The organism is Actinomycetota bacterium (assembly GCA_035640355.1).
Lineage (GTDB): Bacteria > Actinomycetota > UBA4738 > UBA4738 > HRBIN12 > CALGFI01.
This window is the reverse complement of record DASQWI010000011.1, coordinates 130,123-144,848: the sequence shown is the minus strand read 5'-3', so window position 1 is coordinate 144,848 and position 14,726 is coordinate 130,123. Positions and strand designations below refer to the sequence as shown.

General features: G+C 67.8%; 17 protein-coding genes. 7 read left to right on the top strand and 10 right to left on the bottom strand.

Features of this window, described 5'->3' with window-relative positions; translation table 11 throughout:
- Positions 1–31 precede the first annotated feature (31 nt).
- The 4 genes from VFA08_06075 to VFA08_06060 all read right to left on the bottom strand — a co-directional run bounded on the left by VFA08_06075 (position 32) and on the right by VFA08_06060 (position 4,553).
- Positions 32–916: a hypothetical protein gene (locus VFA08_06075; protein HYZ13160.1), complete on the bottom strand. Its 885-nt coding sequence runs from the start codon at positions 914–916 to the stop codon at positions 32–34.
- 79 nt (positions 917–995) lie between these two features.
- Positions 996–4,040 (bottom strand): SpoIIE family protein phosphatase, encoded by a 3,045-nt coding sequence (locus VFA08_06070; protein HYZ13159.1) that lies wholly within the window; start codon positions 4,038–4,040, stop codon positions 996–998.
- Positions 4,041–4,169: 129 nt separating this feature from the next.
- On the bottom strand, positions 4,170–4,337 hold the full coding sequence (locus VFA08_06065) for a GPGG-motif small membrane protein (GenBank protein HYZ13158.1): 168 nt from the start codon (positions 4,335–4,337) through the stop codon (positions 4,170–4,172).
- 66 nt (positions 4,338–4,403) lie between these two features.
- On the bottom strand, positions 4,404–4,553 hold the full coding sequence (locus tag VFA08_06060; protein ID HYZ13157.1) for a hypothetical protein: 150 nt from the start codon (positions 4,551–4,553) through the stop codon (positions 4,404–4,406).
- A 76-nt stretch (positions 4,554–4,629) separates the two neighbouring features.
- Here VFA08_06060 and VFA08_06055 point away from each other — a divergent pair, with 76 nt between their 5' ends.
- Positions 4,630–5,127 (top strand): DUF6328 family protein, encoded by a 498-nt coding sequence (locus VFA08_06055; protein HYZ13156.1) that lies wholly within the window; start codon positions 4,630–4,632, stop codon positions 5,125–5,127.
- Here the strand turns inward: VFA08_06055 and VFA08_06050 are convergent, their stop codons facing one another.
- Together VFA08_06050 and VFA08_06045 are read right to left on the bottom strand one after the other, a co-directional pair.
- The gene (locus tag VFA08_06050; protein HYZ13155.1) at positions 5,128–5,319 is read right to left on the bottom strand and encodes a CsbD family protein; all 192 of its coding nucleotides are present in this window, start codon (positions 5,317–5,319) and stop codon (positions 5,128–5,130) included.
- A gap of 148 nt (positions 5,320–5,467) precedes the next feature.
- The gene (locus VFA08_06045; GenBank protein HYZ13154.1) at positions 5,468–5,845 is read right to left on the bottom strand and encodes an ATP-binding protein; all 378 of its coding nucleotides are present in this window, start codon (positions 5,843–5,845) and stop codon (positions 5,468–5,470) included.
- A gap of 191 nt (positions 5,846–6,036) precedes the next feature.
- On the opposite strand from VFA08_06045, the gene VFA08_06040 reads away from it, so the two are divergent.
- From VFA08_06040 to VFA08_06030, 3 genes are all read left to right on the top strand, one after another.
- Positions 6,037–6,435, top strand: coding sequence for an anti-sigma regulatory factor (locus VFA08_06040; protein HYZ13153.1), 399 nt, complete (start codon positions 6,037–6,039; stop codon positions 6,433–6,435).
- Complete coding sequence (locus VFA08_06035) at positions 6,432–7,160, top strand: SigB/SigF/SigG family RNA polymerase sigma factor (protein ID HYZ13152.1); 729 nt, start codon at positions 6,432–6,434, stop codon at positions 7,158–7,160. The genes VFA08_06040 and VFA08_06035 overlap by 4 nt, the downstream gene beginning before the upstream one ends.
- Before the next feature lie 970 nt (positions 7,161–8,130).
- Entirely contained in the window at positions 8,131–8,355 is a 225-nt protein-coding gene (locus tag VFA08_06030) for a hypothetical protein (GenBank protein HYZ13151.1), read from the top strand.
- A 293-nt stretch (positions 8,356–8,648) separates the two neighbouring features.
- Here VFA08_06030 and VFA08_06025 read toward each other — a convergent pair whose 3' ends face one another.
- On the bottom strand, positions 8,649–8,894 hold the full coding sequence (locus VFA08_06025; protein HYZ13150.1) for a hypothetical protein: 246 nt from the start codon (positions 8,892–8,894) through the stop codon (positions 8,649–8,651).
- Between the two features lie 65 nt (positions 8,895–8,959).
- Between VFA08_06025 and VFA08_06020 the strand changes: the two genes are divergently transcribed.
- The gene (locus VFA08_06020; GenBank protein HYZ13149.1) at positions 8,960–9,994 is read left to right on the top strand and encodes a DNA polymerase IV; all 1,035 of its coding nucleotides are present in this window, start codon (positions 8,960–8,962) and stop codon (positions 9,992–9,994) included.
- Between the two features lie 86 nt (positions 9,995–10,080).
- Positions 10,081–10,299: a hypothetical protein gene (locus tag VFA08_06015; GenBank protein HYZ13148.1), complete on the top strand. Its 219-nt coding sequence runs from the start codon at positions 10,081–10,083 to the stop codon at positions 10,297–10,299.
- A gap of 6 nt (positions 10,300–10,305) precedes the next feature.
- Here VFA08_06015 and VFA08_06010 read toward each other — a convergent pair whose 3' ends face one another.
- Genes VFA08_06010 through hydA form a run of 3 tightly spaced genes read right to left on the bottom strand, consistent with a single transcriptional unit; the run spans position 10,306 to position 12,453 of the window.
- On the bottom strand, positions 10,306–10,680 hold the full coding sequence (locus VFA08_06010) for an ATP-binding protein (protein HYZ13147.1): 375 nt from the start codon (positions 10,678–10,680) through the stop codon (positions 10,306–10,308).
- 54 nt (positions 10,681–10,734) lie between these two features.
- Entirely contained in the window at positions 10,735–11,073 is a 339-nt protein-coding gene (locus VFA08_06005) for an STAS domain-containing protein (protein ID HYZ13146.1), read from the bottom strand.
- 6 nt (positions 11,074–11,079) lie between these two features.
- Complete coding sequence (gene hydA / locus VFA08_06000) at positions 11,080–12,453, bottom strand: dihydropyrimidinase (protein ID HYZ13145.1); 1,374 nt, start codon at positions 12,451–12,453, stop codon at positions 11,080–11,082.
- 1,105 nt (positions 12,454–13,558) lie between these two features.
- Here hydA and VFA08_05995 point away from each other — a divergent pair.
- Positions 13,559–14,722: an aminotransferase class I/II-fold pyridoxal phosphate-dependent enzyme gene (locus tag VFA08_05995; GenBank protein ID HYZ13144.1), complete on the top strand. Its 1,164-nt coding sequence runs from the start codon at positions 13,559–13,561 to the stop codon at positions 14,720–14,722.
- Positions 14,723–14,726 lie beyond the last annotated feature (4 nt).

The following is a 14,726-nucleotide window of genomic DNA, read 5'->3' as shown; positions in this document are numbered from 1 at the left end:
GTGCGCGTCTGTTAGGAACCTCGCGTTCGGCTCAGTCGGGCGGTGCCGGCGGTGACGGCGGTGTGTGCGGTGGCGGCGATGTCGGCGGGGGCGGCGGTGTGGTCGGTGGCGGCGATGTCGGCGGGGGCGGCGACGTGGGCGGGGTCGCCGACATCGGCGGAGGCGGTACCCCGGGTGGTGGCGCCGGTGCCGTGCCCTCGCCGGCGGCAGGACCGCCGGCTCCGGCGGCCGCCGGAGCCGCGCGACGGCGCGACATCACGATCCCGATGACGATCGCGGCGGCGAGCACGATGGCGCCGATGATGAGCAGGAGCGTCAGGTTCGAGTCGCCGGAGTCGATCGCGCCCGCCGTGGCCCGGATCTCTAGACGCTCCCCGACGACGGGAACCCACGTGACGCTGTTGCCGTCGACCTCGCCGTTCGCTTCGGTGACCTCGCCGGGGAACGTGATGCGGACCCGCATCTCCGCATTGCGGAAGAGCTCCTCGGGGTTGCCGAACGGTCCCGTCAGCCCCGATAGCCCGGTCGCACCGGAAAGACCAGAGGACAGGTCGAGCACCCCGTTCACGGTGAAAACGTCGCCGTCCCGGGTGATGGCGAGGTCGCCGCTGCTGAACTCCTCGAGCGGCACGCCTTCGAAGGTGAATCGCTGCCCGGCGAAGCGGTCGTCCTCGAACGGTTCGGTCGTGACGCCTTCGACGTCCTCGGGGATCGGCGCGGTGGTGTCGAGGACGTCCTCGATCGAGCTGCCGCTCAGCTCGAGGAGCTGCTTGTCGACGCCGAAGATGATGGATCCGCCAACGGTGTTGTCGGCGTTCACCTGCAGGTCGACGTCGAGCTTCAGACAGGCGCTCAGCAGCAGAGCCAGGACCCCGATCGCCGCCACGCGTCCCGCGGTTCGCCACCTTCGCGCCATGCCACTCCCCTTTGCGCCGGTCGATTAGTCCCGGGGAGCCTATACGCGCGTGTGCGTCGCCAGTCGAATTTGCGTACAGCTACGTCGAGGGTGTCACCCGCAAGGCAACGATGCAGATGTCGTCCGGCGACTCGCCCGACGGGTCGGCGACCGCGTCGGCGATCGCGTCGACCGTCTCCTGCGCCGTCTTGCCCGCCGAAGACTGCACCAGGGCACGCAGCGCGGCCTCGTCGAGCGGCGTGGGATGACGCGCGTCGATCAGACCGTCGGTGTAGAAGACGGCGAGGTCGCCGGCCTTCAACCTGGCCGACCGATCTTCGATCGCGATCTTGTCGAACACACCGAGGAGCGTTCCCGGCGCGCCGACGGTCTCGAGCTTTCCCCGCCGCCGCAAGACGAACGGGGACGGATGGCCGCCGCATGCGACGGTGAGGGCGACGTCGCGCTCGTTGACCTCGACCCGAGCGAGCGCGACGGTGCAAAACCTCTCGCCATCCTCTCGCAGCATCACGTCGTTCAGGTCCTCGAGCGCGACACATGGTGAGTGTTCCCGGAGCGCCGACGCGCGGATCGTGTGCCGAGCCATGCCGGTGAGCGCTGCCGCCTCGACACCCTTGCCGCACACGTCTCCGACGACGACACCCCATGCGCCCTCGCCGACCGGGAAAACGTCGTAGAAGTCGCCGCCCACCTCCGTTCGCATCGCGCCCGCGGGCTGATAGAACGACGCGACCTCGATGCCGGGCAGCTCGGGGAGGCGACGCGGGAGCAGCGAGCGCTGCAGGGTCCGCGCGATGTGACTGCGCTCCTCGTACAGCCGCGCGTTGTCGAACGCGAGCGCCGCCCGACGCGCCAGGTCCTGGGCGAGCTCCAGATCGTCCTTCCCGAACGCACGCCCCGGGGTGGACGACGCGAACGTGATCGCTCCGAGGGACCGTCCCCGGGCCTGCAACGGAACCACCATGGCCGAGCTGATGCCCAGCTCTCGCACGGCGCGACGCCGCTCCTCGGGGATCTGCTCCAACATCTCGTCGGTCATCTCGGGAAACAGCTGCGGCTCCCGGGTCCTGATGGCCAGACCAACGCCGGCCGCGTCCTCGGGCCGCGACGGAAACCGTTCCTGATACTCGCGAGCGACCGCCAGCTTGTCGGGATCGGAGTGCTCGACCGCCACGGTCTGGATCCTCCCGTCCGACTCGAGCACGTGGATGCTGCACCAGTCGGCAAGCCTCGGCACGACGAGCGGCGCGATCTTCGCGAGCGTCTTCCGTGGATCGAGCGACGCGGAGAGCAACATGCTGGCCTCGGCGAGGAACGCGAGGCGCTCGTGCGCCCTCTCCACCTGCTCGCGGGCAGCACGTTCACTCTCCATCATCGCCGCTTGCAATTCCTGTGCGCGACGCCGGTCGGTGATGTCGCGGATGTATCCGGTGAACAGCGCCGGTTCAGAGCTCGGGAGGTCCACCTCCGTCACGGTGAGCTCGATGGGGAACTCGGTGCCGTCGGCCCGCATCCCAGTGAGCTCGAGGCGTCGCCCGAAGATCCGGCCCTTGCGCGTCCGTCGATACCGCTCGAGGCCCTGCCGATGCCGGCTGCGGAGCGACGGCGGGATGATCAGCGCGACGAGCTCCCGACCTATCACGTCTTCCCGCGCATACCCGAACATCTGGGCAGCCGTCCCGTTCATCTCGACGATCCGGCCGTCCTCGCCCATCGTGAAGATGGCCTCGAGCGCGGACTCGAACACGGCTGTCTTGCGCGCCTCACTCTCGGCGAGCTCGCTCTCGGTCCGCTGACGCTCGACGAACTGGCCGAGCTGCGCGCCGATCGCGGCCATGAGGCTGAGGAGCGGCTCGTCGGGCTCCCGGATGCTTCGACTGAAGAACTCGACGACCCCGAGAACCTCACCGGCGAGCGTCACCGGGAACGCGAATGCCGCGTGCAATCCGGCTTCGAGTCCGTCGGCGGATCGAGGGAAGTTCGTATCCGTCGCAACGTCGGGGATCCATGCCGGCCGGCGTTGCTCCCACACGCGTCCGGGAAGTCCGGTGCCTTTCGGGAGGCGAAAGCTCGCGCTCTTGCGCAGGAACCGTGGACCTGTGGCCGGTGTTGCGCTCCAGCCCCCCACGAACAGCAGCACCCCGGCATCCTGGTCGACGCGCCACATCCCGCCGACCTCCCATCCGAGGGCCTCGCCGATGGCCGCGATCAGCTGCGGTGTGGCCTCCTCGAGCGTCGACGCCGTCGACAGCGCGCGGGCGATGGCGTACAACACCACGCGACCTCGTTCCGCCTCGCCGCGCCGCCGCTCGCTCTCTCCAAGTGCGGCTTCGATCGTCCTGCGTTCGGAGACGTCGACGAGCACGCCGATCGTCCCGAGCAGCTCTCCGTGCTCGTCGTGCACGGGCGTGATCGAGAGCCGTAACCGGGCGCCGCGCGGAATCTGCCACTCCGTCTCCCACGCCTCGCCATCGCGGATGCACTTCACGAGCGTCTCGGCGGTCTCGTCGTTCCGTGAACCGAACAGGACATCCCCGATCGACCGGCCGATCGTCTTCGCTTCGTCGATCCCGAGCATCTGCTCGGCACGCCGGTTCCACCGGGTCACGACCCCGTTCGTGTCGGCCGCGACGATGGCGGACCCCAGGACGTCCAGCAGCAGTGGATCGAGCGTCTCCGGCCACAACGAACGCGCGCCGTCGCGCGCCGCACGGTCGATCTCGAACCACACGGTCGTCGGCGCCCCGGGCTCGACGCCCCAACGGTCGGCGACGCGATCGACGAGGACGAGACCCCACCCTCCGGCATCGAGCAGACCGGTCGGCGCCGGCGGGTCGAACCCGACGCCCTCGTCGGCCACCTCGACGCGGAGGACGTCCTCTCGCAATCCGATCCGAAGCGCGAGGTCGGCGCCGACGTCGTGAGGACCGTGGCGGACGGCATTTGAGGTCAGTTCGCTCACGAGCAGCCTCGCGCCCTCGAGCGCCGAGGGCCGCAGGCGCGCGCCGATGGCGTCGATCGCTCGACGAGCTACCCCCACCGTCGCCGGCTCCGATGGGAGGTGTCGCTCGATGAGCAGGTCGGCCGGGGTTCGAGTGCGGCCGGGCGGACCCATGGTTGGCATGCATTGCAGGGTAGTACGTGCGATCTGAGACGAACTCCGCTCCGCTGGGCATAGAAACGGCGAGGTCGCCGCCCCAAGGACGGCGACCTCGTCTCGCGCTACGTTCGCAGCGCTACGCGCTGAGAACGGCTAGCTGAAGATGCTGACCCCGCCGGGACCGACCAACAGTCCAACGATGATCAGCACGATCCCTGCGACGACGGCACCGCGGATGAGGCTGACGATCCCGGCGATCACGAGGATCGCGGCGATGATCCACAGCAGCGTCTCGGCTCCGCCGTTGTTGCCGGCCTGCATCAGGACAGCAAGCATCTGTGCTCCCTTCCGTGTTGGCTCGTACGTCTGGGGACTTCTTCGCCGGCGTTACCCGACGCGCGGCAGGATGTACCAGGCGACGAACGCCAGGATGGCGAGCACGATGACTACGATCGCCGTGTACTTGATCGCAGCGTAGCCGACGTAGCCGCCGCCCTCGGGCGGAGCGTCGTGGCTGTGGTGCTCCTGGTAGCTCATCTGCTCCTCCTGTCAGCGGTGTCCCGCTCGACCAGTGGATTCCCGAAGCGACATGCGGGTAAACCCAAGCCTCATGGTGGCCAGCGACCCGAAAGATCAAGCCGGCGGGAAGGACGAGAGCCGGGACGAACGGCTCGACCGCGAGCTGATCGAGCTGCTGAACGAACTTCGTGTGGCCCTCCCCGGGGTGCAAGTGCTGTTCGCGTTCCTACTCACGATCCCGTTCACCGACACGTTCCGAGAGCTCACCGACGTGCAGCGCGACATCTATTTCGGAACGTTCTGCGCCACGATCGCCTCGACCGCCTTCCTGATGACGCCGCCGGCGTATCACCGGTTGCGGTGGCGTCGCTACGACAAGGAGCGAATGCTCCGGATCTCCAACCGAACGGCGATCACCGGCCTCGCGTTCCTGGCGCTCGCGATATGCGGGGCGGCATTCGTGATCGCCGACGTTCTGTTCGGGACGGCGGGTGCGGCGGCCACGGTAGTCGCGACCGCCGCACTCATCGCGGGTCTGTGGTTCGCCCTGCCGCTGGGTCGCCAGCTGGAAGACGAATCCGGGTCAGTTTGACTAGCGGTCCTCGTCGCGATCCATCACGTTGTCGACCGCTTCCTTCGTCTTGTCGACGGCGGCACCGGCGTTCTTCTTGACCTTCGCGCCGGCCTGATCCATCCGACCCTCGCGTTCCAGGTCCTTGTTACCGGTCAGGTCGCCGGCGGCTTCCTTCGCCCGGCCCTTCGTCTCGTCGAGCTTCTCGCCCATCGTCGCCTCCTTCGGTTCGACACGCTGTTCGACACGACGAGGATTCCCCTGCGAAGCCAGAGCGAACCGGAACGAGCGCGGAACGCGTCCGACTGGGTTGCTACGACGAGCTCGGGGCTCATGGGTGGCGCTGGGACAAACGGCGCGCTTAGTCGATTGGCAGCGAAAATCGGATGGCGCGCCTGCCGTGGTCCGTCTCGATCGTGGCGTCGGCGAACAGCGACCGGATGAGCTCGAGCCTGGCCGGCGCACCCAACTCGTCGAGCGCCTCCTGTTCGGGGGTCTCCGGCGCGTCGGGAGAGTCGACCTCGAACGTGACGGCCCGCCCGACGTCCTCCGCCCTCACCCGGATGCCGGAACCGGCGACGAGCGCATCGACGCACGCCTCGGAGATGGCGATCTTGAGGTCTTCCACCGCCTCGCCCGCAACGTCATAGTGCCTGGCGACGGCGGCCGCGAACGACCGTGCAGTGGCCAGATGCTCCGCCAGCGACGGCAGCTGGAGCTCGAACAGATCGTCGCCCATCAGCCAACTGCCTCGGTGATGGCCCCGCGGGGGTCCAGCTCGCCGCCCACCTCGAGCACCGTCCAGTCGCTTTCGGTCCGCAAATAGAGTCGGAGTTCGACCTTCGGGCCCCTTTGTCGTGCCGACGTACCTGCTACTCGAGATCCTCTCGTCAGGACGTCGCGATCGGCGCGATGTCAGTATAGGCACCCGTGCTTGCGCATCCGCAGGACACCGTTCTGATCACGGTCCCCGCGCGGGCGGAGTTCCTGCACGTCGTCCGAACGGTGGTGGGAAGCGTAGCCGCACGGAACGACCTGACCATCGATGCGATCGAGGACCTGCGCATCGCGGTCGACGAGGCCTGTGCTCAGTTGCTGATCGCGCGCGGAACCGAGCTGACGGTTCGGCTGGAGCCGACCCCCGTCGGGGTTCAGGCGACATGCAGCACGAACGCCAACGTGCCGGAGTGGCCGCCGGACGGCGTCGAGCATTCGCTCGCGTCGCAGGTCTTGCAGGGGCTCACCGACAACGTGGCCTGGGAACGAATGGACGGAGTGCCCGCGGTTCGGGTGGCGAAACGAGCCGTGGGAAGCACGAACACGCAATGACGCCGGTTTCCGAGCTCGGCGACACGCAGCTGTTCGGGATGCTCCCCGATCAGAAGGCGCGCGAGGAGCTCCTGGTCCGACACCGGCCGCTCGCGCGGTATCTCGCACGCAAGTTCACCGGGCGCGGCGAGACGCTCGAGGATCTCGAACAGGTGGCGACGCTCGCGCTGCTCAAGGCGATCGACCGTCTCGACCCGGAACGCGAGGTGAAGTTCTCGACGTTCGCGACGATCACGATCATCGGCGAGCTGAAACGTCACCTCCGCGACAAGGGGTGGGCCGTTCGCGTCCCACGTCCCATCCAGGAGCTTGCCGTCCGGGTTACGCGCGTCATGGCTTCGCTGACCCAGGAGTTGGGGCGGTCGCCGACCATCCGAGAGATCGCGCAGCGGGTCGGCGCGTCGGAGGAAGACGTCATCGAGGCGCTCGACGCGTCGAGGGCGTACACGGCCGACTCGCTCGACGCGCCGACCGGGTTCGAGGACGACTTCTCGCCCATAGATACGCTGGCCGCGAAGGACGATGGGTTCGAGAGTCTGGAGAGCTGGCAGAGCGTGGGCCCGCTGATCCGGCGACTGCCGGAGCGAGAACGCCGCATCCTGTACCTGCGCTTCTTCGAGGAACGCACGCAGAGCGAGATCGCGCAGGAGCTCGGGATCAGCCAGATGCACGTCTCGCGGCTGCTGTCCAAAACGCTTCGGTCGTTACGCCGCGTGGAAACCTAGCCCAAGCCGATCAGCCGGAATCATCCCGGCACCGGGATTCGAAGAAAGTGTTCGCGCGTTCGGTTTCGCCTCCCGGATCCCCGGGTACGTCGTCGCCCATCATGGGTGAAGCCGCCGATCTCAATGCGCGGCTCTGGCTGCGCGGCAAGCTCCCCGGCGGCACCAGCAAGGCACCTCGACGTGGGCGCTTGGGACGCGTATGCGCTGAGGGGTCGTGCCTGACGGTGCTGTCCGTCTACAACACGGGGGATCTCTGCTGGGAGCACACGCAGCCCACCCCGTACCTGCTGAACGTGCGGCGGTTCCGCACGAACAAGCTCCTCGCCTGAGGGAACCAGCCGACGGCGGGCATCGCTCGTGTTTTGGTTTGGCCCGCCCTGATGGGGGTACGCCAGCCTGGATCTCCGGGCTGGGAAGGGGAAGGAGTTTCCGGGCGTGGCCGTTTTTGTGTGGCTGATCGCCGGTCTCGTCGTTGGTGCCCTCGCCCGCCTCGTCGTGGCGCTGCTCGCGCATCGAGCGGCAGCGAGGAGCGGCCACACGGCGTAGATCGACCCGAACGGGGAGGCCGGTCCGCCCCCCTGCCCAAAAGTCGGTGGCCCCTCCACCGCCTGCGTCTGGACCGGCCTCCGCGACTGTGGAGCCTCGGCGCCTCGGCGCCGGGGCTCCTCGCTTTTCGACTGCAGGTTGCCTGGTTCAGGGCAGCGCACCTGCACCGCACACCGTCCGCGGTCGCTCCGTGCCGGGCGGTCCGTTTGCCCTGATCGAACAGGGGGGTACAAGTGCGTCGTCGAACAGCGGAATCGGCGGCGCGAGGCGAGGGCGGGGGACCTCGCCGAAGTCCCGACCACCAGGGCCCGGCGTCGGGGCAACGCCGTCGGAAGGAGAACCCGGGCGTCGTCGCCCGCGCGACGTCCGGATACCGTCGATCCAATGTTCCACCGGAGCGGCCAACGGGTAGGAGGGCAGGGACATGACGACACTCCTGAAGTGTTTCGCCTGCGGCGAGATCACAGAGCTCGCCGACGGGCGCACCGCGTGCCCATGTGGCCGAACAGCGGCGAAGGCCGACGGCGCGATCGTGGAGCTGCAAGGCCCCGGCCGCGTTCTGGTTCCCGCCGACGACGTGACCACCTTCGATGGGGTCCCGTGGACGGCGATCCCCGAAGAGCCAGTCGTCGTCAGGAGCGCTGCGTAGGGGCACCAGGCATCATCGCTGCCGTGTGACGTCCGTGTCCGTCCAGGGATGCGAGGGCGTCCTCGTATGACGTACCCTGCCGACATGGCGAACAACAAGTCGAAACGACCAACAGACCGCATCGGGGATCTGGTGACCGGCATCGCCAACAAGGCCCCTGCGGTCGGCAAGGCCGTCGCGGATCGAGCTCCGAAGATCGCCAGGACCGTTCGGGACAAGGCGCCGGAGACGGCCCGCAAGATTGCGTCGCGCACCCCCGGGCGTGTCGGCAAAGCCATCCGGGCGGCGGGTGATCAGGTGGCCAGGCGCGCTCCACAGATCGGAAAGGCCATCAAGGACAACGCGCCCAAGATGGCCGATCGCGTCGCGTCGGCCGCGAAGCGCACGGCATCCCGCACTGGACGCGGCTCCACCGCGAAGACGTCGTCACCGGCGCGAGCGTCGAGCACCACGTCGAGCAAGAAGACCAGCGCGCCAAAGCGCTCGACGACGAAGAAGCCGACGGCGAAGCGCTCGACCACGAAGAAGTCGACCGCCAAGCGCCCGAGCAGCAGCTCCTAACCTCCCTCGAGCTGCGGCACGGCGCCGCGAACCCATCGCACTGATGACCGGGTGGGTCCTTCACATGGACCTCGATCAGTTCATCGCGGCGGTGGAGATGCTCCGACGACCGGAGCTCGCGGGCCGCCCCATCGTCGTCGGCGGCGACGGCGATCCGAGCAAACGCGGCGTCGTCTCGACTGCCAACTACGCGGCCCGCGCGTTCGGCATCACGAGCGCGATGCCGCTTCGAACCGCGTACAAGCGAGCGCCCGACGCGGTGTTCCTCCCCGTCGACGCGGATGCCTACCACGCGGCGTCGAGGACCGTCATGGACACGCTCAGGTCGTTCCCGGCTGTCGTCGAGGAGGCCGGCTGGGATGAGGCGTTTCTCGCGGTCGATACCGACGACCCCGAATCGTTCGCCCGACGGATCCAGCAGGCCGTCCTCGAGCGAACTCGGCTGTGGTGCTCCATCGGCATCGGCGACAACAGACTGCGGGCGAAGCTCGCGAGCGGGTTCGCCAAGCCGAAAGGGGTGTACCGGCTCACGCGCGAGGAGTGGTTCGACGTCATGGGCCGCCGCTCGACGCGCGAGCTCTGGGGCATCGGGAAGAAGACTGCCGACAAGCTGTCCGAGCTCGGCCTTCGAACCGTCCGGGAGCTTGCCGACGCGGACGACGAGAGACTCGCTTGGCGGTTCGGGCCGAACACGGGACCGTGGCTTCGCTCGCTCGCCGCGGGCGAGTCAACGCGCCGCGTCTCGGACGAGCCCTACGTGGCGCGGGGCCACGGCCACGAGCGGACGTATCAGGAGAACGTCACGGATAAGGATGAGATCCGGGAACGCCTCGGCGAGCTCGTTTCGGAGCTGATGGAGGACCTGCGCCGAGACGGCCGTCCTGTTGCCAGGGTGGTCGTGAAGGTTCGGTTCGCGCCGTTCTTCACGAGGACCCACGGTGCCGCGCTGCTCGAGCCCACCTCAGACGCCGACGCCGTCCGGGCGGCCGCGATGGCGGCGCTGACGAAGTTCGAGCTCGACCGGCCGGTTCGCCTGCTCGGCGTTCGGGCCGAGTTCGCGGGGGGCGCGGGGGGGTAGCACAGCGAGCGAAGCGAGCGTTGGTGCGGCCCCCGCAAAGAGCTGAGGCAAGCCAGATCCCCGTTCGTCCCGTAGGCTTAATTGCGATGCCTGAGACCTTCGGAAAACGCCAGCGACAGAACGTCAAGCAGAGGAAGGCCGCCGCCCGCGAGGAGCGGCGGGTGGCCCGCGCTCAGCGCAAGAGCGACCGCGAGGCCGGGCTGATCGAGGCGGGTTCACCGATCCAGGCGAACGAGCCACTCGACGACGACCTTCCGACTCCGGACGCTGAGGAGTCGGAGGACGAAGGCGCGCCCACGCGCTGAGCGCGCTCAGCCATACGGGAACTCGGCGCGGAGCTCGAACCACCCTCTCCATTCGCTCGGATCTCGCTCCACACCCCAGCGATAGGCGAGCGCGTTCATGATCTCGAGACCGATGCCGGTCTCCTCCAGAACGGTCTCGTCGACTTGCACCGAATGCACGATGCCCCGCAGCGCCACGTCGACGCGGACCGATCCGTTGACGTCCTGAACGGCGATCTCGATGACGGCGTCGTCGGCGTGCTCGTGCCGGATGCAGCTCGACACGACCTCCGAGACGAGCAGCTGCGCGACCATGGTCAGGTCGCTCGGGATGGCGTCCGCGACGAAGCGGCGCGCCTGCCGGGGCGCCGTCGAATCGGCAGGAACCGCTCTCGTACGCACAGTTACCCTCCGCCGTTCTATCGGCGGCCGGGCCAGAGGCGACGAAGTGGCGGTTCAGAAGATGAAAAAATCTTCATGAGAAGCGGGATCGCCTTCGCCGACGGCGATCGGCGGCCGCTTCGTGAAGCCCACGACCTCGAGGACCTTCTGGACGCCTCGGCTGGGCGATCGCAGGACGACGCGGGCGGCCACAGGCCCCGTGACGAGCGTCTGGAGGACCCGGATCCCGGTGCTGTCCATGAACGTCAGGCGTGATACGTCGATGACAACGTCGTTCTCGTCGTAGGGGCGACCGCGGAGGGCCTCCACAGCCGCCTCCTCCGCTTCCAGATCGAACTCGCCTTCGAGATACAGGACGCCGTCAGATCCCCAGGTCGCCGCGAACGCCTGCATGGCCCGCTAAGCGGTCATCCGACTCCGCGGAACGAACCGTCCGGCGCCCGTCGTTCCTCGCCACGCCCCGTGGTCGACGAGCACGTTCCCCCGCTGCATGACGACCTCCGGCAGCCCGCGGACGGAGACGCCCTCATAACAGGAGTAGTCCACGTTCATGTGGTGGGTTCGCGCCGAGATCTCTCGCTCACGCGAGGGGTCGAAGACCACGATATCGGCGTCCGAGCCTGGGGCGATCGTGCCCTTTCGCGGATACAACCCGAACATCTTGGCCGGCGACGTCGCCACGAGTTCGACGAAGCGGTTCAAGCCGATGTGGCCCTTCTCGACGCCGCCGTACAGCAGCGTGAACCGGTCCTCGACCGAGGGGAGACCGTTCGGAATCTTCGAGAAGTCGTCCTTCCCGAGATCCTTCTGCCCGCTGTAGTTGAACGGTGCGTGATCGGTCGAGACGACCTGGAGGTCGCCCGCCACCAAGCCCTTCCAAAGCTCCTCCTGGTGATCGGCGGGCCGAAGCGGCGGAGAGCACACGTACTTCGCACCCTCGAACCCCGGACGGCCGAGGTCGTCGAGGCTCAGATACAGGTATTGCGGACAGGTCTCGGCGTACGCGGGGACACCGCGGTCGCGCGCCTCGCGCACGGCATTCAATGCGTCGCGTGAGGTGAGGTGGACGATGTACGCCGGAACGCCGGCGAGCTCCGCGAGCTTGAACGCACGGTGCACGGCCTCGCCCTCCATCGCGGCGGGACGCGTCAGCCCGTGGTTAATGGGTTCGGTCTTTCCCTCCTCCACAAACTGACGAACGAGCACGTCGATCGGACCGCCGTTCTCGGCATGCATCATGATGGTCGCGCCAGAATCCGCGGCCTGGCGCATCGCGCGGAAGATCGACGCGTCGTCCAGCATGAACACGCCTGGGTAGGCCATGAACAGCTTGAAAGACGTCACGCCCTCCCCGACGAGCTCGTCCATCTCCTTGAGGACCTGGTCGTTCACCTCCCGGACGATCATGTGGAGTCCGTAGTCGGTCGTTGCCTTGCGGGCCTTCTCGAACCAGCGATCGAGGCCCTCGCGAAGACCTTCGCCGTAGTCCTGGACGGCGAAGTCGACGATCGTCGTCGTTCCGCCGAACGCCGCGGCACGCGTGCCGGTCTCGAAGTCGTCGGAGCAGAAGCTGCCGCCGAATGGAAGCTCCATGTGGGTGTGGACGTCGACGCCGCCCGGCATCACGTAGCGGTCGTTTGCGTCGATGACGCTGTCCGCCGTGACGCCGAGGTTCAGGCCGATCGCCGCGACGCGCTCATCCTCGATGACGACGTCTGCCTTGACGGTTTCGGTCGCGGTCACGACGGTGCCGTTCTCGATGAGCGTCCTCACGTGTTTCCTCCCGGTTGGTCGTGAGCGCGCCAAGTCTGCCCCAATCCGGATGCGGGCGTCATCAGAGGCTGCATCGCCGTCGCGATGGAGCGGCGAGTCGGATGCTCAGATCGTTTGGTCGATGGCGTTGAGGACTGTCGCGGTGAGGGAGCCTGGATCCGGATCCACGGTCGGTTCGGGCGGGAGTTCGGGAGTTGGCGGTGGTTCCGTCGTGGGCACTGGATCTGTCGTCGGATCTACGGTTGGTTCGGGCGGGGGTTCAGGAGTTGGCGGTGGATCTGTCGTGGGCACTGGATCTGTCGTCGGATCTACGGTTGGTTCGGGCGGGGGCTCCGACGTGGGCGCAGGCGCCGGTCCCGTCGCGGCCGGTGGATCGTCCTTTTGAGGGGGAGGATCGTTGGTAGCTGTGGGCGACGGGTTCGGCGCCGTATTCGGACCGGGCGGCGAATTGCCTTGCGGGTCGGAGAAGGGCTTGGGATCGGACCGGGGACGGCTGATGTCCCCCGTGCCCCCGCCGTCCCCGCTGAAGTTGAGGAGTTCACCGACAAGCGGAAGCACGAGCGAGATCGGCGACGGGCCGCCGTCAGGCTCCGATCGTGGCTTGGTGGTGTCGTTTTCGATCAGTCCCAGCGCTGGTTGGGGCGCGAGAGTAGGCACGGATACCGCGTCTGATTCGGCCTCGTCGCTGGTTGCGCTTCCACCAACCCATGGAACTCTGGACGCACCAAGCACCGCCAGCAGCCCAGCCACCGCGACGAGGCTGGCGATACCCACGGCAGCGAAGCGGAACATTGCGTCCCGAGTGGGGTTCCGCGCTCGCTCGAGGGCGAGGTGAGCTCCGTCCCGCATCCTGTGAATGGGACCTGGTCTGATGCTCCGGAAGGCGCCCACCGCACTCCCCTCTGCGCGTACCCCCGGTGGATGGACAGCGAACCTACCTGAAACGCGCTCCACTGCCCCGCACTCGGGCTCTCGTGCACCTCTTCCCGGGCCACGGGATCTCAAAACTACCGAGTGATCGGTACGACACGACGACCGCCTCACCTCTGCGAGCTCCAGTCCGCCGCGAACGTGGCGCGATCGAGCGAAGAGCTAGCATCCGCCCATGTCGAACGTTCGTCCCTCTCGGCGCACCGAGTCGTTCACAGAGTCCGTGATCCGCGAGATGACCCGCCTGGCCATGGAGCACGACGCCATCAACTTGGCGCAGGGCTTCCCCGACTTCCCCGCGCCCGAGGAGGTCAAGCAGGCCGCCAAGGACGCCATCGACGCGGACCTGAACCAGTACCCCATCACGTGGGGCGAGCCGGAGCTCCGCGGCGCGATCGCCGCGCACTACGAAAGGCGTTATGGAATGCACGTCGATCCACTGGCGCAGCTCTGCGTCACGTGTGGGTCGACCGAGGCGATGATCTCGTCGCTGCTCGGCGTGATCGATCCGGGCGACGAGGTCGTGATCTTCGAGCCCTACTACGAGAACTACGGACCGGACACGATCCTGTCGGGCGCCGTACCTCGGTACGTCTCGCTCCGGGCGCCCGAGTGGACGTTCGACGACCGCGAGCTGGAGGAGGCGTTCGGGCCGCGAACGCGGGGGATCGTCGTCAATACACCGAACAACCCGACCGGAAAGGTGTTCACGCGCGAAGAGCTCGAGCGGATCGCGGGCCTGTGTCAGAAGTGGGACGTGATCGCGTTCACCGACGAGATCTACGAGCACATCGTCTACGACGGCGCGCAGCACGTGCCGATCGCCACGGTGCCCGGGATGGAGGACCGAACGGTCACGATCAGCGCGCTGTCCAAGACCTACGCCGTGACCGGATGGCGAGTCGGCTGGGCGATCGCTCCGCCGCCGCTGGTGCCCGGGATCCGCAAGGTCCACGACTTCCTAGCGGTCGGTGCGCCGACGCCGCTGCAGCACGCCGGTGCAACCGCCCTCAACCTGCCCGACACGTATTACGCGCGCATGGCCGAGGAGTACGCCGACCGGCGGGAGCTCATGATGAAGACGCTGTGGGATCACGGGTTCGAGGCGCAGCCGCCGCGAGGCGCGTACTACGTGATGGCGGGGATCTCGCACCTCGGCCTGGGTGACGACACGCAGACGGCCGAACACCTGACGCGGGAGATCGGGGTGGCCGTCGTGCCCGGCTCGTCGTTCTTCTCCGATCCCTCGCTCGGTCACGCGCTCGTGCGTTTCTCGTTCTGTAAGAAGCTCGAGACGCTGGAAGAAGCCGCTCGGCGTATGGAGAAGCTCCGGACGTAGCCCG

Excerpts from the sequence above, each read along its gene's own strand:
- VFA08_05995 (HYZ13144.1), top strand. The coding sequence starts at position 13,559 with ATGTCGAACGTTCGTCCCTCTCGGCGCACCGAGTCGTTCACAGAGTCC.
- VFA08_06065 (HYZ13158.1), bottom strand. The coding sequence starts at position 4,337 with ATGCAGGCCGGCAACAACGGCGGAGCCGAGACGCTGCTGTGGATCATC.
- VFA08_06050 (HYZ13155.1), bottom strand. The coding sequence starts at position 5,319 with ATGGGCGAGAAGCTCGACGAGACGAAGGGCCGGGCGAAGGAAGCCGCC.
- VFA08_06015 (HYZ13148.1), top strand. The coding sequence starts at position 10,081 with ATGCCTGAGACCTTCGGAAAACGCCAGCGACAGAACGTCAAGCAGAGG.
- VFA08_06075 (HYZ13160.1), bottom strand. The coding sequence starts at position 916 with ATGGCGCGAAGGTGGCGAACCGCGGGACGCGTGGCGGCGATCGGGGTC.
- VFA08_06005 (HYZ13146.1), bottom strand. The coding sequence starts at position 11,073 with ATGCAGGCGTTCGCGGCGACCTGGGGATCTGACGGCGTCCTGTATCTC.
- VFA08_06045 (HYZ13154.1), bottom strand. The coding sequence starts at position 5,845 with ATGGGCGACGATCTGTTCGAGCTCCAGCTGCCGTCGCTGGCGGAGCAT.
- VFA08_06020 (HYZ13149.1), top strand. The coding sequence starts at position 8,960 with ATGACCGGGTGGGTCCTTCACATGGACCTCGATCAGTTCATCGCGGCG.
- VFA08_06070 (HYZ13159.1), bottom strand. The coding sequence starts at position 4,040 with ATGCCAACCATGGGTCCGCCCGGCCGCACTCGAACCCCGGCCGACCTG.
- VFA08_06030 (HYZ13151.1), top strand. The coding sequence starts at position 8,131 with ATGACGACACTCCTGAAGTGTTTCGCCTGCGGCGAGATCACAGAGCTC.
- VFA08_06035 (HYZ13152.1), top strand. The coding sequence starts at position 6,432 with ATGACGCCGGTTTCCGAGCTCGGCGACACGCAGCTGTTCGGGATGCTC.
- VFA08_06060 (HYZ13157.1), bottom strand. The coding sequence starts at position 4,553 with ATGAGCTACCAGGAGCACCACAGCCACGACGCTCCGCCCGAGGGCGGC.